The organism is Roseomonas sp. TS2, assembly GCF_058833935.1.
On the sequence record NZ_JCACVY010000039.1, the window covers coordinates 1 to 20832 of the forward strand.

Below are 20832 nucleotides of genomic sequence, written 5' to 3' on the forward strand. Positions count from 1 at the left end.
ATATGGCCACCCGCCAGCGCATCCTGCGCATCCGGCGCGACTACAACCGCTGGGTCGCCGACGAGACGATGGAAGACTACGCGCTGCGCTTCACCGCGGTCAGCGCGCGCAAATGGTCGGCCTTCCGGGTGGCCAACACGGCGCTGGGCTCCATCTCCTTCCTGGCGCTGGAGGCGATCGGCGGGGCGCTGACCGTCGCCTACGGCTTCACCAACAGCGTCGCCGCCATCCTCTTCGTCTCGGCGCTCATCTTCGTGGCCAGCCTGCCCATCTGCCTGAACGCGGCGCGGGCGGGGGTGGATATCGACCTGCTGACCCGTGGCGCCGGCTTCGGCTATATCGGCTCCACCATCACTTCGCTGATCTATGCCAGCTTCACCTTCATCTTCTTCGGCATCGAGGCGGTGATCCTGGCGGACATGCTGGAGAGCTTCTTCGGCGTGCCGCTCTGGCTCGGCTACCTCGCCTCCGCCGTGGTGGTGGTGCCGCTGGTCACGCATGGCATCACCTTCATCAGCCGGGTGCAGACCTGGACGCAGCCCGTCTGGCTGGTGCTCAACGTCCTGCCGCTGATCGCCCTGCTGGTGGCGCATCCGGACTGGCTGCAAGGCTGGACGCACTATGCGGGCGAGCAGGGCCGCGCGGGGTTCGACCTGCTGGCCTTCGGCGCCGCCGCCTCCGTCCTCTTCGCGCTGATCACCCAGACGGGGGAGCAGGTGGACTACATCCGCTTCCTCCCCCCGCGCGACACGCAGCGCCCCTGGGTATGGTGGGCGGCGCTGCTGGCCGGCGGCCCGGGCTGGATCGCCTTCGACGTGCTGAAGCTCCTGGCCGGCTCCGCCCTTGCCTATGCGGCGCTCCAGGCCGGCCTCTCCGCCACCCAGGCGGTGCAGCCGGCCGAGATGTACCGCCTGGCCTTCGGCGCGCTGATCGCCTCGCCCGGCGTGGCGCTGGCGGTCACGGCGGCGTTCGTCGCCCTGTCGCAGATCAAGATCAACGTCACCAACGCCTATGCCGGCTCGCTCGCCTGGTCCAATTTCTTCTCGCGGCTGACGCACAGCCATCCGGGGCGGGTGGTGTGGCTGGTGTTCAACATCGCCGTGGCGCTGCTGCTGATGGAGCTTGGCGTCTACAACACCATCGAGCAGGTGCTGTTCGTCTATTCCAACGTGGCGGCGGCCTGGATGGGCGCGCTGGTGGCCGACCTCGCCATCAACAAGCCGCTCGGCCTCAGCCCGCCGGGCATCGAGTTCAAGCGGGCGCATCTCTACGACGTCAACCCGGTGGGCGTCGGCAGCATGGCGCTCTCGGTGCTGGCCTCCTTCCTGGCCTATTACGGCGCGCTCGGCGCCGGGCCGCAGGCCTTCGCCACCTTCATCGCCTTCGGGGTGGCCTTCGCCGCGGCGCCGGCCATCGCCTGGGCCACCGGCGGCCGCTACTACCTGGCGCGCAAGCCGCGCGCCGCCTGGGCCGCGCGCCCCGACCTGCGCTGCGTCATCTGCGAGCACGCCTTCGAGCCGCGCGACATGGCCTATTGCCCCGTCTACACCGGCCCCATCTGCTCGCTCTGCTGCACGCTCGACGCCCGCTGCGGCGATGGCTGCAAGCCGCATGCCCGGCTCTCGGCGCAGATCATGACGCCGCTGCGCGCCGCCCTCCCGGAGGGCGTGATGCGCGCGCTGACCACGCCGGTCGGCTCCTTCATGGTGGTGTTCCTGGCCTTCGTCGCCACCATCAGCCTCGTCTTCCTCGGCATCCGCGCGCAGACGCCGGGCAACCCGCATCTCGACACCGCCTTCTGGAAGGCCTTCTTCGTGCTCGCCGTCATCGGCGGCATCGTCGCCTGGACGCTGGTGCTGGCGCGCCAGTCCCGCCTCGTGGCGCAGGAGGAGACGCGACGCCAGACCAGCCTGCTGATGAGCGAGATCCGCGCCCACAAGCGCACCGACGCCGCCTTGCAGAAGGCCAAGGAGGTGGCCGAGCGCGCCAACCAGGCCAAGAGCCGCTACGTCATCGGCATCTCCCATGAATTGCGCTCGCCGCTCAACGCCATCCTCGGCTACGCCCAGCTGCTGGAGCGCGACCCCGCCATCCCCGAGCGGCGGCGCGACGGTGTGCGCACCATCCGCCGCAGCGGCGAGCATCTGGCGGCGCTGATCGAGGGGCTGCTCGACATCTCCAAGATCGAGGCCGGGCGGATCGAGCTGTACCGCGACGAGGTGCGCCTGCCCGAGTTCCTCGACCAGATCGTGCAGATGCTGCGCCTCCAGGCCGAGGCCAAGAGCATCGCCTTCGCGTTCGACGCGCCGGAGCGGATGCCGGAGGTGGTGCACACGGATGAGCGGCGGCTGCGGCAGATCCTCATCAACCTGCTCTCCAACGCCATCAAGTTCACCCGCGCGGGCGGCGTCACGCTGCGGCTGCGCTTCCGCTCGGAGGTCGCCGAGTTCGCGGTGATCGACACCGGCATCGGCATCGCCGAGGCGGACCTGGCCCGCATCTTCGAGCCCTTCCAGCGCGGCGAGAACAGCCACGCCCCCTCCACCCCCGGCGTCGGCCTCGGCCTGACCATCACCAAGACGCTGACCGAGGTGATGGGCGGCGAGATCTCCGTCCGCTCCACGCTCGGGGAAGGCAGCACCTTCCGCGTGCGGCTGCTGCTTTCGGGCAAGGTGGGCGCGCCCGTCCTGCCCGAGCGGCGCGTCACCGGCCGCGCCGGGGCGCGCCGCCTCGACGTGCTGGTGGCCGATGACGACCCCGCCCACCGCGCCCTGATCGCCGACCTGCTGGCCCCGCTCGGCTTCACCGTGCGCCTCGCGGCCGATGGCGCCGAATGCCTGCGCCTGGCCGAGGACCGCGCGCCGGACCTGTTCCTGCTCGACATCGCCATGCCCGGCATGACGGGCTGGGAGCTGGCCCGCCGCCTGCGCGAGGAGGCGCTCCAGGAGGCGCCCATCATCATGGTCTCGGCCAATGCGCTGGAGCTCGGCCCGCCGCCCGGCCGGCGCGACGGCACCCGCCACCATGACGACGTGCTGCCCAAGCCGCTCTCCATCCCGGCGCTGCTGGAGAAGGTGGGCGTGCTGCTCGGCATCACCTGGACCTTCGCCGAGGCCGAGCCGCCGCCCGCCCCGCCCGCCGGCGCCGCGGCGCGGCTGACGCCGGCCCAGGCCGCCAATCTCCGCCAGCTCGCCGCCATCGGCTATGTGGGCGGCATCCGCGAGCGGCTGGACGCGCTGGAGGCGGAATGCCCCGAGGCCGCCCCCGCCATCGCCGTGCTGCGCGGCCATGTCTCCGAATACCGGCTGGACGCCTTCCTCGCTGCCCTGCCGCCGGAGGCGGCCTTTCCGGAGCCATCGCCAGAGGCGGCCCATCAGGGACAATCGCCGGAGGCGGCCCATCGGGAGCTATCGCCGGAGGCGACCCGTCAGGGGCCATCGCCGGAGGCGGACCCTCCGAAGCCGCGGCCGGAGGATGCGGAATGAGCCTGGTGGAACGGCGCGACATCGTGCTGGTGGTGGACGACGCCCCCGGCACGCTGGGCCTCCTGAACGACACGCTGGAGGGTGCGGGCTACATGGTGCTGGTGGCGCAATCCGCCGCCGCCGCCATGGCTGTCATCGAGCGCATCACCCCCGACATCGTGCTGATGGACGCGGTGATGCCCGGCATGGACGGCTTCGAGGCCTGCCGCCGCATGAAGCGCAACGCCACGCTGCTCTCCGTGCCCGTCATCTTCATGACCGGCCTGACCGAGAGCGAGGATGTGGTGCGCGGCTTCGACGCGGGGGGCGTGGACTACGTCATCAAGCCCGTGGTGCCGGACGAGGTGGTGGCGCGCATCAGCGCCCACCTCGCCAATGCGCGCCTCACCCGCAGCGCCCATGCGGCGCTCGACGTGGCGGGGCGCTTCCTGCTGGCGGTGGACCGCGAGGGCATCCTGCTCTGGGCCACGCCGCAGGCGGCGGGGCTGCTGCGCGCCGCCGGCGCCACGGGGGAGGCGGACGCGCCGGCCGGGCTACGCCTGCCCGGCTGGGTGCCGCTCGCGCCGGGCGAGATGCCGCGCCTGCCCGCCGTGCGGCTGCCGGACGGGCGGCAGGTGGAGTTCCACCATGTCGGCCAGATCGCGCCGGAAGAGATGCTGCTGCGCGTCACCGCCACCGACCCGCGCGCCGAGGAGACCCGGCTGCGCGAGCGGCTGGGCCTGACCGCGCGGGAGGCGGAGGTGCTGCTCTGGCTCGGCCGCGGCAAGAGCAACCGCGACATCGCCGAGATCCTGGTGATGAGCCCGCGCACGGTGAACAAGCATCTGGAGACGGTGTTCACCAAGCTCGGCGTCGAGAACCGCGCCTCGGCCGCGGCGCTGGCGGTGCGGGTGCTGGGCGGATGACACGGCACGGCTCTTGCTGGCGTCCCGGCCGATGGATGCCTTGCCAGACCGGGCGCGCATGACCGCGCCCCTCCCCCGCCACCAGCGCGCCCATGGCCGGGCCGAGCTCGGCTTCGCGCACACGCCGCGCGGCACGGTGCTGCGCCATCTCTACCACGCCGCGCCGCTGCGCGTGCTCTTCCCCACCCCGGAGCCGGGCGAGCCGCCCATGGCGGCGCTGGTCAATGTCGGCGGCGGGCTGGCGGGGGGCGATTCGCTGGAAATCGCGGTGGAACTGGCCGCGGAGGGCACCGCCGGGATCACCACGCCCGCGGCCGAGAAGATCTACCGCAGCCTGGGCAATGACAGCCGCATCGCCACCACCCTCACGGTGGCCGAGGGCGCCACGCTGGAATGGCTGCCGCAGGAGACCATCCTGTTCGACGGCGCCCGCCTCGCCCGCCGCATGGAGGCGCGCCTCGCCCCCGGCGCGCGGCTGCTGGCGGCCGAGATGCTGGTCTTCGGCCGCGCCGCGCGGGGCGAGCGGCTGGAGAGCGGCGCGCTGTTCGATTCCTGGCGCCTCTGGCGCGGCGGCCGGCTGGACTGGGCGGACGCCACCGACCTCGGCCCCGCCCCCGGCGCGCGGCTCGGCCACCGCTTCGGCTTCGGCGGCGCGGGTGCCGGCGCCCTGCTGCTGCTCGCCGCCTCCCCGGCCGAGGCGGAGGCCGGGCGCGCCCTGCTGCGAGAGGCGGGCCATGCCGCGACGCTGCCCCGCCCCGGCCTGCTGCTGGCCCGGTGGCTGGGCGAGGCCATGGCGGTGCGCGGCGCGCTCTCCGCCGCGCTGCCGCTTTTGCGGGCAGGCGTGCTCGGCCTTGCCCCGTCCCTGCCCCGGCTGTGGACGAGCTGAGCAACCCCGCGCGACAATGCGCCCCAGCATTCCAGGGATGGCCCCATGCACCTGACCCCCCGCGAAAAGGACAAGCTGCTGATCGCCATGGCGGCGGAGGTGGCCCGCAAGCGCCTGGCGCGCGGCGTCAAGCTGAACCACCCGGAGGCCATCGCGCTCATCACCGACCATGTGGTGGAGGGCGCGCGGGATGGCCGCACGGTCGCCGAGTTGATGCGCGACGGCGCCACCGTCCTGACCCGCGCGCAGGTGATGGAGGGCATCCCCGAGATGATCCACGACATCCAGGTGGAGGCCACCTTCCCCGACGGCACCAAGCTCGTCACCGTCCACAACCCCATCCGCTGAGGAGCGGCGCCATGATTCCCGGAGAGATCATCCCCGCCCCCGGCGAGATCGTGCTGAACGCCGGCCGCGAGGCGGTGGAGATGACGGTCGCCAACACCGGCGACCGCCCCGTGCAGGTCGGCAGCCACTACCATTTCTTCGAGACCAACCCGGCGCTCGACTTCGACCGCGCCGCCGCGCGCGGCCTGCGGCTCGACATCCCCGCCGGCACCGCCATCCGCTTCGAGCCGGGGCAGAGCCGCGTGGTGCGGCTGATCCCCTATGCCGGCGGGCGCGTGGCCCACGGCTTCCGCGGCCTTGTCGAGGGGGCGCTCTGAGCATGGCCAACCGCATCTCCCGCGCCTCCTACGCCGGCATGTACGGCCCCACCACGGGCGACCGCGTGCGCCTGGCCGACACCGAGCTCTTCGCCGAGGTGGAGCGCGACCTCACCACCTATGGCGAGGAGGTGAAGTTCGGCGGCGGCAAGGTGATCCGCGACGGCATGGGGCAGTCCCAGGTGACGCGCGCGGGCGGCGCGATGGACACCGTCATCACCAACGCGCTGATCATCGACCACAGCGGCATCTACAAGGCCGATGTGGGCCTCAAGGACGGGCGCATCGCCGCCATCGGCAAGGCCGGCAACCCGGACACCCAGCCGGGGGTGGACATCGTCATCGGGCCGGGCACCGAGATCATCGCCTGCGAGGGGCGCATCCTGACGGCGGGCGGCATCGACCCGCATATCCACTTCATCTGCCCGCAGCAGATCGAGGAGGCGCTGGCCTCGGGCGTCACCACCATGTTCGGCGGCGGCACCGGCCCGGCGCATGGCACGCTGGCGACGACGGCCACGCCAGGCCCCTGGCACATGGCCCGGATGCTCCAGGCGGCCGAGAGCTTCCCGATGAATCTCGGCTTCCTCGGCAAGGGCAACGCCGCCCGGCCGGAGGCACTCGAAGAACAGATCCGCGGCGGCGCCTGCGGCCTCAAGCTGCACGAGGACTGGGGCACCACGCCCAAGGCCATCGACACCTGCCTCCGGGTGGCGGACGCGTTCGACATCCAGGTCGCCATCCACTCGGACACGCTGAACGAGAGCGGCTTCGTCGAGGAGACGATCCGCGCCATCGGCGGCCGCGCCATCCAGGCCTTCCACACGGAGGGCGCCGGCGGCGGCCACGCGCCGGACATCCTCCGCGTCATCGGCGAGCCGAACTTCCTGCCGAGTTCCACCAACCCGACCATGCCCTACACGGTGAACACCGTGGACGAGCATCTCGACATGCTGATGGTCTGCCACCACCTCGACCCGCGCATCGCCGAGGACGTGGCCTTCGCCGAATCCCGCATCCGCCGCGAGACCATCGCCGCCGAGGACATCCTGCACGATCTCGGCGCCATCTCGATGATGTCCTCCGACAGCCAGGCGATGGGCCGCGTCGGTGAGGTGATCATCCGCACCTGGCAGACGGCGCACAAAATGAAGGTGCAGCGCGGCCGCCTCGCCGGCGAGCAGGGCGAGAACGACAATCTCCGCATCCGCCGCTACATCGCCAAATACACCATCAACCCGGCCATCGCGCAGGGCATCTCGGCGCATGTCGGCAGCCTCGAGGTCGGCAAGCTGGCCGATCTGGTGATGTGGAGCCCGGCCTTCTTCGGCGTGAAGCCGGAGATGATCCTGAAATGCGGCAGCATCGCCATGGCGCCGATGGGCGACCCCAACGCCTCCATCCCGACGCCGCAGCCGGTGCATTACCGCCCGATGTTCGCGGGCTATGGCAAGGCGATGAACGCCAGCGCCGTCACCTTCGTCTCTGGCGCCGCACTGGAGCGTGGCGACCTCGCCGGGCGGCTCGGCCTCGCGCGGGCGCTGCTGCCGGTGGCGAACACCCGCCGCATCGGCAAGCGGGACATGGTGCTGAACGACGCCCTGCCGCGCATCGAGATCGACCCCGAGACCTACGAGGTGCGGGCCGATGGCGAGCTGCTGATCTGCGAGCCGGCCAAGGTGCTGCCGATGGCGCAGCGGTACTTTTTGTTCTGAAGGCTGGGGGAATGAATTCCCCCAGGCCCCCTTCTTTTTTCTGCAAGCTGCCGGTCCTGGCGGAGACGACGAACGCAATGAGTGATGCCACCCTTCCCCGCGCCACGCAGATCCTTCCCGCCGGGCAATGGCAGGCCCGCACAGCGCGCGACGCCGTGACGGTGGATTTCGACGACCGCCACCGCCGCCGCAAGCGCTACACCGGTGAGCGCGGCACCAGCTTCCTGCTCGACCTGCCCGAGGCCACCGTGCTGCGCGATGGCGACGGGCTGCTGCTGGAAGGCGGCGGCGTCATCCTCGTCCGCGCCGCGCCGGAGCCACTGATAGAGATCCGCGCGCGGGACGGGCTGCACCTGATGCGCCTGGCCTGGCATCTCGGCAACCGCCACCTCCCCGCCGAGATCGGCGCCGAGCGCATCCTGATACGCGCGGACCATGTCATCGAGCGGATGCTGCTGGGCCTCGGCGCCACCCTGGCCCGGGTGGAGGCGCCCTTCAATCCCGAGGGCGGCGCCTATGGCGAGCACAACCGCCACGCCGGCCACCACCACCACGAGCACGGCCACGACCATGGCGACGGCCACCACCACCATCACTGAGGGGGAGGCGCTACAGCGCCTGCTCACCTGGCTTTCGCCCGCCTACCCGGTCGGCGCCTACACCTACAGCCACGGGCTGGAGATGGCGGTGGAGGAAGGCGCGGTGCGCGACCGACAGGGCCTCGCCGACTATATCGGCGCGGTGCTGGAGGCTGGTGCCGGGCGGATCGACGGCGCGCTGCTCGCCGCCGCCCACCGCGCCGCCAGCGCGGAGGACGACGCGGCGCTGGATGCGGTGGCGGAGCTCGCCGCCGCCTGGCGCGGCACCGCCGAGACGGCGCTGGAGACCATGGCGCAAGGCACCGCCTTCCTGAAGGTGACCAACGCCGCCTGGCCGGATGCGCGGCTCGCCGCCTTCACCGCGCGCCAGGGGGGCAGCGTGGCGCATCCGGTGGCCTTCGGCGCCGCGGCGGCGTGGCACGGGTTGCCGCTGCGCATGGCGCTGTTTGGCTTCCTCTCCGCCTTCGCGGCCAACCTGGTCTCGGCAGGGGTGCGGCTGGTGCCGCTCGGCCAGACGGACGGGCAGATCACGACAGCCGCCCTGCTGCCCGTTCTGGAAGCCGCGACGGAGGCCGCCCTCGCCGCCGACCCGGAGCGGCTGGGCAGCGCCGCCCCCGTGCTCGACCTCTTCTCCATGCGCCACGAGACGCAATACACGAGGCTCTTCCGCTCATGATCGCTCCTGCGAACGGCCCCTTCCGCGTCGGCATCGGCGGCCCCGTCGGCTCCGGCAAGACGGCGCTGACCGAGCGCCTGTGCAAGCACCTGCGCGACACGCACAACATCGCCGTCATCACCAACGACATCTACACGCGCGAGGATGCCGAGTTCCTGACGCGCAACGACGCGCTGGCGCCGGAGCGCATCATCGGCGTCGAGACGGGCGGCTGCCCGCACACCGCCATCCGCGAGGACGCCTCGATCAACCTCGCCGCCGTGGCGGAGATGGAGGCGCGCTTCCCGGGCCTCGAGATCCTGCTGATCGAGAGCGGCGGCGACAACCTGGCCGCCACCTTCAGCCCGGAACTCGCCGACCTCACCATCTACGTCATCGACGTCTCGGCCGGCGACAAGATCCCGCGCAAGGGCGGCCCCGGCATCACCCGCTCCGACCTGCTGGTGATCAACAAGATCGACCTCGCCCCGCTCGTCGGCGCCGATCTCGGCGTGATGGACCGGGATTCGAGGAAGATGCGCGGCCAGCGCCCCTTCATCTTCACCAACCTCAAGGCATTGCAGGGTGTCGCCGAGATCGCCGATTTCATCCTGGAATCCGGCGGCATCGCGAAGCGCGCCGCATGATAACCGGAACCGACCTGCTGCTGGTGGTGGACGTGCAGCCGGACTTCATGCCCGGCGGCGCGCTCCCCGTGCCGGAGGGCGACGCGGTGCTGCCGGTCATCAACGGGCTGATGCCGCGCTTCGCCAACATCGCCGCGACGCAGGACTGGCACCCGGCGGACCACGCCTCCTTCGCCAGCCAGCACCCCGGGAAGCAGCCCTTCGGGACCGTCATGCTGGACTATGGCGAGCAGGTGCTCTGGCCGGACCACTGCGTCCAGGGCACGCCGGGCGCCGCGCTGCACCCGGCGCTGGAGACGCGCGGCCTCCAGATGGTCATCCGCAAGGGCTTCCGGCGCGGCATCGACAGCTACTCGGCCTTCCGCGAGAACGACCGGCGCACCCCCACCGGGCTGCACGGCTACCTGCGCGCGCGCGGCATCACGCGCGTCTTCATCGCCGGTCTGGCGCGCGGCTATTGCACGGATTTCAGCGCGGAGGATGCGGCGGAACTCGGCTACCAGGTTGTGCTGGTGGAGGATGCCTGCCGCGGCATCACGCCGGAGGCGACCGCGGCGGGGACGGAGCGTCTGCGGAGCCGGGGCGTTCGCTTCCTGTCGAGTGACAGGATCTGAAGCGCCACCGGCCGCCACTTCACGGCGCCGTCGTGGCCATCATCCCGGCTGCATCCGCAACCGGCTTCTTGCTGGCGCGCAGGTCGCCATAGCAGCGGCTGCAGGTGGCGATCTCGTCGTGCCGGCGCGCGGCCAGTTTGGCACGAACATCCTCCCGCCTTGGATCGGCCAGAACCTCACGCAGCGTGCCGGCTGCCATCTCCCCGATGGGCACGATGCGCTGAAAATCCTGGCAGCAGATCATCACCCTGCCATCGGCATCGATGATCAGGTCGTCCACGACCGTCGGCCCGCAGCGGATTCTCTTCGGGTTCAACGCGAGAGATTCGAAGAGGCCGCGATCCTCGGCGCAGCGGCTGCTAAGGGGGTCGAAGGTCACGCTTCTTGCGCCGTTCTCCAGGAACCAGCGGCGAATGGCCGGCAGTTCCTGCTGATTCAGGCGGCTGACGGGAACGCTGACATGAACCCGCCCGGGGAACGCTGCGAGGATCTGAGCATATTTCGGAAAGACCCGGCTGAAGCGCAGGGGCTTCATCAGCAGATTATAGGTCTCCTCCGACAGAGATTCGCAGTGCAGGGAAAGGATAGCATCCGAGGCGCGGAGTTGACCGTGGCGCTCCGCATGAAAAGCCGCGCCGTTCGTATTCAGCACGATCTCAACCTCCGGAAAGAGCTTCCGGGCATAGGCGGTGCGGGCCACGATATGAGGATCAACCAGAGAATCGCCAAAAAGGCCGAAACTGATCTGGCGGGCGATCGGGATACCAAGCTGGGCGATGCCATCCATGATGGCGTGATAGAGCGGCATCGGCATGTGCTGGCGCGGCACATGGCCGGTCTCTGCCTTCCCGGTCGGGCAATGCAGGCAGGAGGCATTGCAGATGCTGGTGGTGCCAATATTCACGTAGCGCAGATGGGTTGGCAGGCCCGGGATGGCCGGCCGCAGAACCTGCCTGAGTTGGGCCACCTCCCGCTTGGCATCGGCGCAGGCGGGATCGAGTTCACAGGCCTTCCTGTAATGCTGGAGGGCTTCGGCCGGCTGGCCCAGCAACTTAAGGGCATGGGCGATCTGCAAGTGGATATCGGCATCATCGGGCCGCGAGGCCTCCGCCTGCCGGTACGCCGCCAATGCGGCCTGCACATCACCCGATTCCTTCAGGGCGTGGCCATACTGCACCCGGATTGCTGTCAGGAAAGGCTGGCGCCGGAGGGCCGCTGCATAGGCATCCCGCGCCGCTGGCCAGTCACGCCTGTCGCGCGCCTCGTCGCCTTGGCGAATCCGGTATTTCGTCAGGCTGAACAACACCATTATCCAAATTCATTTTGAAAATGATGCCATTCCGGCGCTGGACTGACAATATTCCCGCAGCCTTGGTACTCATCGTGATGCCGGGAGAGGCTCGATGGCGCCTTCTCCCGGCGCCTGCTTCAACCCTGCACCGTCTTCTGCGTCTGCTCGCCCAGCCCCTGGATGCCGAGGCGGATGGTCTGCCCCACCTTCAGGTACACCGGCGGCTTCTGCCCCAGCCCCACGCCCGGCGGCGTGCCGGTCGAGATCACATCGCCCGGATGCAGGGTGATGAAGTGGGAGACATAGGAGACCAGCTTCTCCACGCCGAAGATCATCGTGCGCGTCGAGCCGTCCTGGTAGCGGTGCCCATCCACCTCGCAGAACATGGAGAGGTTCTGCGGGTCCGGCACCTCGTCCCTGGTCACCAGCCAGGGACCGAGGGGGCCGAAGGTGTCGTGGCCCTTGCCCTTGTCCCAGGTGCCGCCGCGCTCGGCCTGCCACTCGCGCTCCGAGACGTCGTTGCACACGGCATAGCCCGCCACATGCGCCATCGCGTCGGCCTCGGAGACGCGCTTGGCGCGGGTGCCGATGATGACGGCCAGCTCCACCTCCCAGTCGGTCTTCACGCTGTCCGGCGCGATCTCCACGTCATCGTTCGGCCCCTGCAGCGCGCCGAGCGACTTGAGGAAGACGATCGGCTCCTTCGGGATGGCCGCGCCCGTCTCCGCCGCGTGGTCGGCATAGTTGAGGCCGATGCAGACGAAGTTCTTCATTCCCGCCACCGGCGGGCCAAGGCGCGGATCGCCGCCCACCATCGGCAGGGTGGTGGGGTCGAGCGCGGCGAGGCGCGCCAGCCCCTCGTCGGAGAGAACCTCTCCCGCCAGGTCCGGCACCACGCCGGAGAGATCGCGGATCTGGCCATCGGCGTCCAGCAGGCCCGGCTTTTCCTGGCCCGGCGGGCCGTAGCGCAGCAGCTTCATCGTTCAGCGTTCCCCTAAGCTCAGTTGGTCCAGCCGCCATCGATGACGATGGCCTGCGCGGTGACGAAAGCCGATTCCGGCGCGGAGAGATAGACCACCAGGGCCGCGATCTCCTCCGGCGTGGACAGCCGCCCCATCGCCTGGCGGCCGACGAAGGCGGCGCGCGCCGCCTCCAGCCCGCCCGCCGCCTGCGCGTTGGCCGCGATCCGCTCGCCCAGCGAGGGGGTGTCGACCGTGCCGGGGCAGACGCAGTTGCAGCGTATGCCCTTGGCCACGTAGTCCGCCGCCACGCTCTTGGTCATGCCGACCACGGCGGCCTTGGTGGCGCCATAGACGAAGCGGTTGGCGACGCCCTTCACCGAGCCGGCGGCCGAGGCCATGTTGACGATGGCGCCGCCCCCCTGCCCCAGCATGCCCGGCAGCGCCGCCTGGATCACCTTCCATTGAGACCGCACGTTCAGCGCGAAGGCGAAGTCCCACTCGGCATCGGTGCAGCTCAGCACGTCGTTCTGGTGGACGAAGCCGGCGCAGTTGAACACCAGGTCGAACGGCCCGTGCGCGGCGATGGTGGATTTCACCGCCGCGTCGTCCAGCACGTCGAGCGCCTGCACGGTGATCCCCGGGCGCGCGAGGTCGGCGAGCTTTTCCGCGTCGCGGTCGGTGGCCACCACCGTGGCGCCCTCGGCGGCATAGGCCAGCGCCGTGGCGCGCCCGATGCCCTGCCCCGCCGCGGTGACGAAGCAGTGCAGCCCCGCGAGACGGCCGCCCATGGAAGAAGGGCTGGCCATCAGTGGTTGTGGCGGCTCTCGCCGCGCGTCTCGAGGATGTTGAGATAGAGCGTCGCCGGCTCCAGGCAGCCGCCGGTGCCGAGCTGGCCGACCATGGAGCGGTAGATCTCCTCCCACGGCGTCTTGTGCTGCAGCTTGGGCGGCGTCCAGGCGGCGCGACGGGCGGCCATCTCCTCCTCGGAGATCAGCAGGTCCACCTTGCGGGTTTTCAGGTTGATGCGGATGCGGTCGCCCGAATTCATCAGCGCAAGGCCGCCACCGACCGCCGCCTCGGGCGAGACGTTGAGGATGGAGGGGCTGGCGGAAGTGCCGCTCTGCCGCCCGTCGCCCATGGTGGGCAGGCTGTGCAGCCCCGCCTTGATCATGGCGCCGGGGGGCTGCATGTTCACCACCTCGGCACTGCCCGGGTAGCCCACCGGGCCGCAATTGCGGATGACCAGCACGGTGTGCTCGTCGACGCCGAGATCGGGGTCCTCGATGCGGTCGTGGTAGTCCTCCGGCCCCTCGAAGACGATCACCTTGCCCTCGAACACATCCTCCGGGTCGGAGAGGAAGCGCTTGCGGAACTCGGCGTCGATGACGCTGACCTTCATCACCGCGCTCTCGAACAGATTGCCCGAGAGCACGACGAATCCGGCCTGCTCCTTCAGCGGCTGCGCATAGGGGCGGATCACCTCGCGGTCCGGCAGCGGCGCGCGCCTGAGGTCTTCCTCCAGCGTCTGGCCGGTGACGGTCTTCACGCCGAGGTGGAGCTTGCCGGCATCGGCCAGCTCCTTCATCACCGACTGCACGCCGCCGCCCCGGTAGAACATCTCGCCGAGGAACCGCCCGGCGGGCTGGCAATCGACCAGCAGGGGCACGTCGGCGCCGACGGTCTGCCAGTCCTCCGTCGTCAGCTCCACCCCCATGTGGCGGGCGATGGCCACGAGGTGCGGCGGGCAGTTGGAGGAGGCGCCGATGGCGCTGGCCAGCACGATGGTGTTCTCGAAGGCCTCGCGCGTCATGATGTCGCTGGGCCGCAGGTTCTCGCGCACCATGTCGACGATGCGCATGCCCGTGGCGTGCGCCATCTGGCCGCGCTCGCGGTAGGCGGCGGGGATCGAGGCGCAGCCGGGCAGCGACATGCCCAGGGCTTCCGCCAAGCTGTTCATGGAGAGCGCCGTGCCCATGGTGTTGCAGTGGCCGACCGAGGTCGCGCTGCTCGCCACCATCTGCATGAAGCCGTCATAGTTGATCTCGCCGGCGGCGAGCAGCTTGCGCGCCTCCCAGACGATGGTGCCGGAGCCGGAGAGCCGGCCCTTCCAGTGCCCGTCCAGCATCGGCCCGCCGGAGAGCACGATGGCGGGGATGTTCACCGTGGCGGCGCCCATCAGGCAGGCGGGGGTGGTCTTGTCGCAGCCCGTGGTCAGCACCACGCCATCCAGCGGGTAGCCGTGCAGGATCTCCACGAGCGAGAGATAGGCCAGGTTGCGGTCCAGCGCCGCGGTGGGGCGCTTGCCGGTCTCCTGGATCGGGTGGATCGGGAATTCGAGGGGGATGCCGCCGGCGTCACGGATGCCCGCCTTCACCCGCTCCGCCAGCGCCAGGTGGTGGCGGTTGCAGGGGGCGATGTCGCTGCCGGTCTGGGCGATGCCGATGATCGGCTTGCCCGATTGCAGCTCCCCGCGCGTCAGGCCGAAATTCAGGAAGCGTTCGATGTAGAGCGCCGTCATGCCCGGGTCTTCCGGGTCGTCGAACCAGCGCTGGCTGCGCAGCTTGAAGCTCTTCTTGGTCTGATCCATCAGAGGCGGTCCCCGCTTCTCCCACTGGAGCGCAGGGTCCGCCGCCGGGCACGGCACTGTCAATGCGGCGGCCCGCCGGCGGCCGGAAAAAGCCGCCGCGGCCGTGCCCGGATCAGCCGGCCTTGCCGTCCTCGTCCTCGTCCTCGGGCGGGAGCGTCACCGGCTCGCCGAGGTCGGGGTCCAGGCCGGCGGCGATGGCGGCCTTGCGGCGGGCCTTCTCCTCCTCGCGCTGCTGCGCCTTGGCCTCGGCCTTGGCCTGCTTGGCGCGGTTCCGCTCGGCCCGTTGCTGGCCGTAATTGGGGATGCGTGCCATGGAAGGGGCGCCCTCACTCGCTGGGACAGGGATAAGGGGAGGCTTGCACAGCCCCCCGAAACGAGGCGAGCCGGGCGTCGCCATCGGCGCACCCGGCTCGCGATTCGTGGGGAGCCCCGCCGCGTGGCGGCGGCAGGGCCGGCCTGCCTCAGACCTGCTTCAGGTTGCCGGCAGAGACCTTGCCCTCGCGGCCGCGCTGCAGCTCGAACTCCACGCGCTCGCCTTCCTGCAGGCCCTGCAGGCCGGCACGCTGCACATCGGAAATGTGCACGAACACGTCCTTCGAGCCGTCCTCCGGCTGAATGAAACCAAAACCCTTGGTCGGGTTGAACCACTTCACGGTACCGATGGGCATCGCGGTGCTCCGTCAGAATGCGTTGCCGCCGCGCGACATGCACGGCGGATCAACTTCGAATGGGAACGGGCACCAGGCACGCTACGTCCCCGCGCGAGCGCGGGATGGGCGAGCTGGGACAGCAAGCCGAACCAAAACAAACAGTCGACACGTCCTATGTAGGGGCATGGGTTGGCTTCCACAACCGGCATCGCGCCCGCAATCGAAATCAACTCGGGGTCAGCCGCCGATCGCCTCCTCCAGGAAGACCTGCACGGCCTGGAACAGGGCGCCGCGCTGCCGCTCCAGCATGATGCCATGGGTGCCGCCGCCGAGCAGCACCAGCCGCTTGCCGGGGCTGGCGGTCAGCAGCGGAAACAACGCCATGGCCATGGAGGGCGGCGTGTCCTGGTCCCACTCCGCCAGCACCACTAGGGTCGGCGCGGTGATCGCCGCCGGGTCGTAATAGGGCTTGCCGGCCTGCCAGAACTCCCGCGAATCCTGCAGCACGCCATTGGGGGCGCGCAGCACGGAGGGCACCTGCCGCATCCCCTCCGGGTCGGTCGCGAAGGTCGAATCGGCCCAGTGCTCGTACCAGCCGGCGGGGAAGAGGCGGCCGCGCTGCGCCTCCGGCACGCCGTTCATCCAGCGGGCGCGGGCCTGGGCGCGGGTCACGCTGCGGTAGGCGCCGAGCGGCCCCTCCCCCGCCGCGCCGGCGGCGGCGGGAGATGGCCCCTCGCGCAGCCATTGCGGCGCGTAGAGCACCAGCCGCTCCACCAGCGCCGGGTTGTCGGCGGCGAAGCGCGCCTGCAGGCTGCTGCCCCAGGACCAGCCCAGATGCACGATCTTCGGCAGGCCGCGCAGTTCGCGGATATGGGCGGCGGCGGCGGCGATGTCCTTCTGCGCCACCGCGCCGCGGGTCAGCGGCGGGTTGGCCTCGGGCGGCTGGCCCATCGCCGCCTCGCGCGTCGAGCGGCCGTAGTTGCGCAGGTCGAGGCACCAGACGTCGAAGCCGCGCCCGGCCATGTAGTCCATCCAGGAGACGCCGCCCACCGCCAGGTCGAAGGTGGTGCTGGCCGGGTAGGTGGCGCCGTGCACGCAGAGGATGGTGCGGTCGGGCCGCGCCGGCGTGGCCGCCTCCGGCCGCTTGTTGCGGAGATAGAGCTGGATGCCCGGATCGCCGCCGGGAATCAGCATCTCGTCCATCGCCACGCCCGCGGGCTGCGCCGCGGCGGGCGCGGCGGCGAGGCCGAGCAGCGGCGGCGCGAGGAGCGGAGCGGCGAGCAGCGCGCGGCGTTGCATGGCGTTCTCCCGAAGCGGCCCGCCGGTTCGCGGGTCCTGGATTCGCCGCAGCCTAGAGCAGATCGCGCGGCTTCGGGAATGCCCCCTCAGCCGGCGGCCGGGGTGCCGCGCCGCTCGCTGGCGTAGTAGAGCAGCCCGAGCGACGGCAGGGCGAGGCCGATGCCGCTGGCGAGCGGCCAGCCGCCCGCGGCGTAGCTCCAGCCGCCCAGCGCCGAGCCGAGGGCGCCGCCCAGGAAGAAGGTGGCCATGTAGAGCCCGTTCAGCCGCGCCCGGTATTCCGCGCCGAGGGCGAAGATGACGCGCTGCCCCAGCACCACATTGGCCGAGACGCCGAAATCCAGCAGCACCGCCGCCGCCAGCAGCAGGCCGAGGCCCGTGCCTCCGCCCGGCGCGGCCAGGTGCGTCAGCGGGAAGGAGAGCGCGACCGCCAGCATGGCCAGCCCCGTGGCCGGGCGCACCCAGCCTCGGTCCGCCACCCGCCCCGCGATCGGCGCCGCCACCGCCCCCGCCACGCCGGCCAGCGCGAACAGCGCGATGCCCGATTGCGAGAAGCGGTACTCCGGCCCCGCCAGCAGCAGCGGCACCACCGTCCAGAACAGGCTGAAGGCGGAGAACAGCGAGGCCTGGTAGAGGGCGCGGCGGCGCAGCGTCGGGCTGCCGAGCGCCAGCCGGCCCATCGAGCGCAGCAGCGTGCCGTAGCGCAGCCCCGGCGCCGCGCCCGGCTCCCGGGGGTGGCGCGGCGGCATGGCCAGCCGCAGCACCAGGCCGAGCGCCAGCATCAGCCCCGCCGAGAGGGCGAAGACGGCGCGCCAGGACAGCCAGTCCGCCACCAGGCTGGCCACCGGGCGCGCCAGCATGATGCCGAGCAGCAGCCCGCTCATCACGTTGCCCACCACCTGGCCGCGCTTGCGCTCGGGCGCCAGATGCGCGGCATAGGGCACCAGGATCTGCACCGACACCGAGCCGAGGCCGATGACCAGGGAGGCGGCCAGGAACGCCGCCGGCTGCCCGGCCAGCGCCGCTCCCGCCAGTCCCAGCGCCCCCAGCCCCATCACCGCGAGGGCGAGGCGCCGGTTCTCCAGCAGGTCCGCCACCGGCACCACCAGCAGCAGCCCGGCGCCGTAGCCGATCTGCGTCATCGTCACGATCAGCCCCGCCGCGCCGGGGCTGAGGCCGAGCTCGGCGGCGATCGGCCCGATCAGCGGCTGGGCGTAGTAGATGTTGGCGACGATCAGCCCGCAGGCGAGGGCCAGCAGCGAGGTCAGCCAGGCGGGCGCGCCGGCGGCGGGAAGGGACATGCGGGAATCAGGCTCCGGAGGCGGCAGGCGGGAGAAGCCGCATCCTGGCCCGCCTCCGCCCGCCTGTCCTGCTACCGCGGCGCATGGCTGTCCCTGCCCGCGAAAGCCCCCTCCGCGCCGCCCCGCGCGTCAGGACTGCTCGAAGCGCATGTCCAGCCAGGTGTGGATGGCCTGGTAGGCCTCCGCCTTCCGCGGGAAGATCCCGGTGTTGTAGAGGCAGACCAGCGTGCCCTGGGACATGTGCTTGATCGGCACCTCGTCCAGCGTCACGGCATGGCCGGCCTTCTCCAGCGCCGCCTGGACCGCGCCGCAGCGCCCGGCCACGGATTCGCCGGGTGGCACGAAGTCGTGCCGGTCGGTGAGGAAGCCCTCGGTGGTGAGCGTCTCCCCGGCCTGGCGGATGAACGCCTCGGTCAGCAGCGGGCTGTCGGTCATGGGAGCGCCTTTCCTCGTTCGCGCCTGCCCGGGGGCGGGCGCCTGTCGGGGGGCTAACGCGCCAGGAGGCCCCGGGCTTCAGGGGGGGCTTCAGGGTGGGCTGCGGGCGGCGGGCGCTGCCAACACGGGATCGTCGCGAGCCAGGGCGCGCATCCTGCGCTAAAGGGCGCGGCATCATGCGAGAGAATCCGAAAGGGTCGCTGCCGCGCGCGGGATGGGCGCGGGAGCTGGGCGCCATGCTGGCGCTCGCCTGGCCGCTGGCCCTGACCAACCTGTCCCAGATCGCGCTGGTGCTGACCGACACGCTGTTCCTCGGCCGGCTGGGCGAGCTGCCGCTGGCCGCCGCCACGCTGGGCGGCAACCTCTACTTCATCGCCATGGCGCTGCCCTTCGGCCTGGCCTTCGCCACTGCCGCCATGCTGGCGCAGGAGCGTGGCCGGGTGCGCCACCACATGCGCGAGATGCGCCGCACCATGCGCCAGGGCGCCTGGCTGATCCTGCCGCTCTTCGCCGCGCTGGGGCTCGGGCTGTGGCACACGGGGGCCATCCTGCGCGCCACCGGCCAGGACCCGGCCCTGGCCGAGGCGGCGCAGACCTACAACCGCGCCCTGCTGTGGGGGATGCTGCCCTTCTACGGCTTCCTGCTGCTGCGCGGCTTCCTGGCGGCGCTGGAGCGGCCCTGGCCGGCGCTCTGCGTGTCGATGGGCGCCATCGGGCTGAACGTGGTGCTGGACTACGCGCTGGTGGCGGGCGGCTTCGGCCTGCCGCCGCTCGGCGTGCTGGGCGCCGGCATCGCCAGCGCCGTGGCCAACGCCAGCATGTTCGCGGCGCTGGCGCTGTGGGTGTCGCTGGACCGGCGGCTCTCCCGCTTCCGCCTGGCCGGCCGCTTCTGGCGGGCCGACTGGCGGCGGATGCGCGAGATCATCGTCATCGGCACCCCCATTGCCGCATCGATGCTGCTGGAGATCGGCATCTTCAGCGCCACCGCCCTGGTGATGGGCTGGTTCGGCCCCGGCGCCGTGGCGGCGCACGCGGTGGCGCTGCAGGTGGCGGGGGCGAGCTTCATGGTGCCCATGGGCATCGGCCAGGCGGCCACCGCGCGGGTGGGGCTGGCGGCCGGCGCGCTGGACGCGGCGGGCGCCCGGCGCGCGGGCTGGGCGGCCATCAGCCTCGGCGCCGGCTTCATGCTGCTGGCGGCGGCGCTGCTGCTGAGCGTGCCGCACGCCATCGCCGGTCTGTTCCTGGCGCCGGAGCTGGCCGAGACGCGGGGCCTCGCCACCACCCTGCTGATGGTGGCCGGGCTGTTCCAGCTGGCCGACGGGGTGCAGGCGGTGGCCGCCGGCGCGCTGCGCGGGCTGAAGGACACGCGCGTGCCGATGCTGATCGCCGCCCTGGGCTACTGGGGGCTGGGCCTGCCGATCGGCCTCGGCCTCGGCTTTCCGGGCGGCTTCGGGCCGCTCGGCGTCTGGATCGGGCTGGCCAGCGGGCTGGGCATCGTCGCCGTGCTGATGACGCTGCGCTGGGCGCGCCTGGCCGGCCCCGGCCATCCGGCCCGCCTTCCACACCCGGGCGACGGACAGAACAACAGAATCCTCTCAACTTCTGGACTGGAATTCATGGAAAAATAGCTTTTCTGTTGCCAGAATGCACCGGTCTCAGCAGGCCAGGAGCAGCAAGACCATGACGTTTCCCCCCAACGTCACCGACCGCATGCTCATCGCCGACCTCGTGGACCGGATCATCCACGAGGCGGACGATGTCTTCCCCGCCGAGGATGCGCGGCGGTTGCTGCGCCTCCTGCCGCCGCCGCCCCTCTGGCGGCAAGCCCTCGGCGCCTTCACCGGCGAGGATGACGCGGTGCAGGCCGGGCCCTGGCGCCTGCGCCACGCCACCACCCCGCGCGACGCGCTGAAGGGCCGCATGGTGCTGGAGATCGGCCCCGCCTTGGCGGAGGAGGATGCGCCGGAAGGCGAGGTCGCCCTGCTGGTCTTCCAGCATGGCGAGCCGGTGCGGCTGCTGCGGCAGGTGCCGGAATCGGCCAGCTTCGGCACGCTGGTCGTCACCCGGCTGGACAGCCTGCCCTGGAAATCGCCCGGCCATTCCGCCGGCGGCCTGCCCGCCACCTGATTCCGGGCAGGC

21 protein-coding genes are annotated in these 20832 nt (G+C 71.3%); 12 read left to right on the top strand and 9 right to left on the bottom strand.

What is annotated here, in order from left to right:
* The 10 genes from ACZJYS_RS09015 to pncA all read left to right on the top strand — a co-directional run.
* Positions 1–3485 (top strand): hybrid sensor histidine kinase/response regulator (locus tag ACZJYS_RS09015; protein WP_493177332.1); only part of this gene is annotated, 3485 nt, incomplete at its 5' end.
* Positions 3482–4390 carry a response regulator gene (locus tag ACZJYS_RS09020; RefSeq protein WP_493177334.1) on the top strand — a complete coding sequence of 303 codons (909 nt, stop codon included), beginning with the start codon at positions 3482–3484 and terminating at the stop codon, positions 4388–4390. The genes ACZJYS_RS09015 and ACZJYS_RS09020, both read left to right, overlap by 4 nt.
* Positions 4391–4448: 58 nt before the next feature.
* Positions 4449–5276, top strand: coding sequence for an urease accessory protein UreD (locus ACZJYS_RS09025; RefSeq protein WP_493177336.1), 828 nt, complete (start codon positions 4449–4451; stop codon positions 5274–5276).
* Positions 5277–5321: 45 nt separating this feature from the next.
* A complete protein-coding gene (locus ACZJYS_RS09030; RefSeq protein ID WP_109516586.1) occupies positions 5322–5624 on the top strand; it encodes an urease subunit gamma in 303 nt (100 codons plus the stop codon).
* Positions 5625–5635: 11 nt separating this feature from the next.
* Positions 5636–5941, top strand: coding sequence for an urease subunit beta (locus tag ACZJYS_RS09035; protein ID WP_109516585.1), 306 nt, complete (start codon positions 5636–5638; stop codon positions 5939–5941).
* Positions 5942–5943: 2 nt separating this feature from the next.
* The gene (gene ureC / locus ACZJYS_RS09040) at positions 5944–7656 is read left to right on the top strand and encodes an urease subunit alpha (RefSeq protein WP_493177339.1); all 1713 of its coding nucleotides are present in this window, start codon (positions 5944–5946) and stop codon (positions 7654–7656) included.
* 77 nt (positions 7657–7733) lie between these two features.
* Entirely contained in the window at positions 7734–8255 is a 522-nt protein-coding gene (locus ACZJYS_RS09045) for an urease accessory protein UreE (RefSeq protein ID WP_493177341.1), read from the top strand.
* A complete protein-coding gene (locus ACZJYS_RS09050) occupies positions 8173–8931 on the top strand; it encodes an urease accessory protein UreF (protein ID WP_493177343.1) in 759 nt (252 codons plus the stop codon). Before ACZJYS_RS09045 ends, ACZJYS_RS09050 begins: the two co-directional genes overlap by 83 nt.
* A complete protein-coding gene (gene ureG, locus ACZJYS_RS09055) occupies positions 8928–9557 on the top strand; it encodes an urease accessory protein UreG (RefSeq protein WP_379651523.1) in 630 nt (209 codons plus the stop codon). The genes ACZJYS_RS09050 and ureG overlap by 4 nt, the downstream gene beginning before the upstream one ends.
* On the top strand, positions 9554–10171 hold the full coding sequence (pncA, locus tag ACZJYS_RS09060; protein WP_379635495.1) for a bifunctional nicotinamidase/pyrazinamidase: 618 nt from the start codon (positions 9554–9556) through the stop codon (positions 10169–10171). Before ureG ends, pncA begins: the two co-directional genes overlap by 4 nt.
* A 19-nt stretch (positions 10172–10190) precedes the next feature.
* On the opposite strand, the gene ACZJYS_RS09065 is transcribed toward pncA, so the two are convergent.
* The 9 genes from ACZJYS_RS09065 to ACZJYS_RS09105 all read right to left on the bottom strand — a co-directional run bounded on the left by ACZJYS_RS09065 (position 10191) and on the right by ACZJYS_RS09105 (position 18693).
* Entirely contained in the window at positions 10191–11480 is a 1290-nt protein-coding gene (locus ACZJYS_RS09065) for a radical SAM/SPASM domain-containing protein (RefSeq protein WP_493177346.1), read from the bottom strand.
* A 119-nt stretch (positions 11481–11599) separates the two neighbouring features.
* Positions 11600–12442 carry a fumarylacetoacetate hydrolase family protein gene (locus ACZJYS_RS09070; protein WP_109516578.1) on the bottom strand — a complete coding sequence of 281 codons (843 nt, stop codon included), beginning with the start codon at positions 12440–12442 and terminating at the stop codon, positions 11600–11602.
* Between the two features lie 20 nt (positions 12443–12462).
* Positions 12463–13212 carry an SDR family oxidoreductase gene (locus ACZJYS_RS09075; protein ID WP_493177349.1) on the bottom strand — a complete coding sequence of 250 codons (750 nt, stop codon included), beginning with the start codon at positions 13210–13212 and terminating at the stop codon, positions 12463–12465.
* A 17-nt stretch (positions 13213–13229) separates the two neighbouring features.
* Complete coding sequence (locus tag ACZJYS_RS09080; protein ID WP_493177351.1) at positions 13230–15011, bottom strand: IlvD/Edd family dehydratase; 1782 nt, start codon at positions 15009–15011, stop codon at positions 13230–13232.
* Between the two features lie 112 nt (positions 15012–15123).
* Positions 15124–15324 (bottom strand): hypothetical protein, encoded by a 201-nt coding sequence (locus ACZJYS_RS09085; protein ID WP_109516575.1) that lies wholly within the window; start codon positions 15322–15324, stop codon positions 15124–15126.
* 148 nt (positions 15325–15472) lie between these two features.
* A complete protein-coding gene (locus tag ACZJYS_RS09090) occupies positions 15473–15679 on the bottom strand; it encodes a cold-shock protein (protein WP_109516574.1) in 207 nt (68 codons plus the stop codon).
* A gap of 219 nt (positions 15680–15898) precedes the next feature.
* A complete protein-coding gene (locus tag ACZJYS_RS09095) occupies positions 15899–16960 on the bottom strand; it encodes an alpha/beta hydrolase (RefSeq protein WP_109516573.1) in 1062 nt (353 codons plus the stop codon).
* A gap of 86 nt (positions 16961–17046) precedes the next feature.
* Positions 17047–18258 carry an MFS transporter gene (locus ACZJYS_RS09100; RefSeq protein WP_493177354.1) on the bottom strand — a complete coding sequence of 404 codons (1212 nt, stop codon included), beginning with the start codon at positions 18256–18258 and terminating at the stop codon, positions 17047–17049.
* A gap of 129 nt (positions 18259–18387) precedes the next feature.
* Positions 18388–18693, bottom strand: a complete 306-nt coding sequence (locus ACZJYS_RS09105) for a hypothetical protein (protein WP_109516571.1) — start codon at positions 18691–18693, stop codon at positions 18388–18390.
* Between the two features lie 176 nt (positions 18694–18869).
* On the opposite strand from ACZJYS_RS09105, the gene ACZJYS_RS09110 reads away from it, so the two are divergent.
* Positions 18870–20321, top strand: coding sequence for an MATE family efflux transporter (locus ACZJYS_RS09110; RefSeq protein WP_493177357.1), 1452 nt, complete (start codon positions 18870–18872; stop codon positions 20319–20321).
* 52 nt (positions 20322–20373) lie between these two features.
* Complete coding sequence (locus ACZJYS_RS09115) at positions 20374–20820, top strand: hypothetical protein (protein ID WP_109516569.1); 447 nt, start codon at positions 20374–20376, stop codon at positions 20818–20820.
* The last annotated feature ends 12 nt before the right edge of the window (positions 20821–20832 follow it).

Excerpts from the sequence above, each read along its gene's own strand:
- ACZJYS_RS09090 (WP_109516574.1), bottom strand. The coding sequence starts at position 15,679 with ATGCCCATCGGTACCGTGAAGTGGTTCAACCCGACCAAGGGTTTTGGT.
- ACZJYS_RS09070 (WP_109516578.1), bottom strand. The coding sequence starts at position 12,442 with ATGAAGCTGCTGCGCTACGGCCCGCCGGGCCAGGAAAAGCCGGGCCTG.
- ACZJYS_RS09045 (WP_493177341.1), top strand. The coding sequence starts at position 7,734 with ATGAGTGATGCCACCCTTCCCCGCGCCACGCAGATCCTTCCCGCCGGG.
- ureG (WP_379651523.1), top strand. The coding sequence starts at position 8,928 with ATGATCGCTCCTGCGAACGGCCCCTTCCGCGTCGGCATCGGCGGCCCC.
- ACZJYS_RS09025 (WP_493177336.1), top strand. The coding sequence starts at position 4,449 with ATGACCGCGCCCCTCCCCCGCCACCAGCGCGCCCATGGCCGGGCCGAG.
- ACZJYS_RS09100 (WP_493177354.1), bottom strand. The coding sequence starts at position 18,258 with ATGTCCCTTCCCGCCGCCGGCGCGCCCGCCTGGCTGACCTCGCTGCTG.
- ACZJYS_RS09080 (WP_493177351.1), bottom strand. The coding sequence starts at position 15,011 with ATGGATCAGACCAAGAAGAGCTTCAAGCTGCGCAGCCAGCGCTGGTTC.
- ACZJYS_RS09020 (WP_493177334.1), top strand. The coding sequence starts at position 3,482 with ATGAGCCTGGTGGAACGGCGCGACATCGTGCTGGTGGTGGACGACGCC.
- ureC (WP_493177339.1), top strand. The coding sequence starts at position 5,944 with ATGGCCAACCGCATCTCCCGCGCCTCCTACGCCGGCATGTACGGCCCC.
- ACZJYS_RS09115 (WP_109516569.1), top strand. The coding sequence starts at position 20,374 with ATGACGTTTCCCCCCAACGTCACCGACCGCATGCTCATCGCCGACCTC.
- ACZJYS_RS09065 (WP_493177346.1), bottom strand. The coding sequence starts at position 11,480 with ATGGTGTTGTTCAGCCTGACGAAATACCGGATTCGCCAAGGCGACGAG.
- ACZJYS_RS09035 (WP_109516585.1), top strand. The coding sequence starts at position 5,636 with ATGATTCCCGGAGAGATCATCCCCGCCCCCGGCGAGATCGTGCTGAAC.
- ACZJYS_RS09105 (WP_109516571.1), bottom strand. The coding sequence starts at position 18,693 with ATGACCGACAGCCCGCTGCTGACCGAGGCGTTCATCCGCCAGGCCGGG.
- ACZJYS_RS09030 (WP_109516586.1), top strand. The coding sequence starts at position 5,322 with ATGCACCTGACCCCCCGCGAAAAGGACAAGCTGCTGATCGCCATGGCG.
- ACZJYS_RS09050 (WP_493177343.1), top strand. The coding sequence starts at position 8,173 with ATGGCGAGCACAACCGCCACGCCGGCCACCACCACCACGAGCACGGCC.
- ACZJYS_RS09075 (WP_493177349.1), bottom strand. The coding sequence starts at position 13,212 with ATGGGCGGCCGTCTCGCGGGGCTGCACTGCTTCGTCACCGCGGCGGGG.
- pncA (WP_379635495.1), top strand. The coding sequence starts at position 9,554 with ATGATAACCGGAACCGACCTGCTGCTGGTGGTGGACGTGCAGCCGGAC.
- ACZJYS_RS09110 (WP_493177357.1), top strand. The coding sequence starts at position 18,870 with ATGCGAGAGAATCCGAAAGGGTCGCTGCCGCGCGCGGGATGGGCGCGG.
- ACZJYS_RS09095 (WP_109516573.1), bottom strand. The coding sequence starts at position 16,960 with ATGCAACGCCGCGCGCTGCTCGCCGCTCCGCTCCTCGCGCCGCCGCTG.
- ACZJYS_RS09085 (WP_109516575.1), bottom strand. The coding sequence starts at position 15,324 with ATGGCACGCATCCCCAATTACGGCCAGCAACGGGCCGAGCGGAACCGC.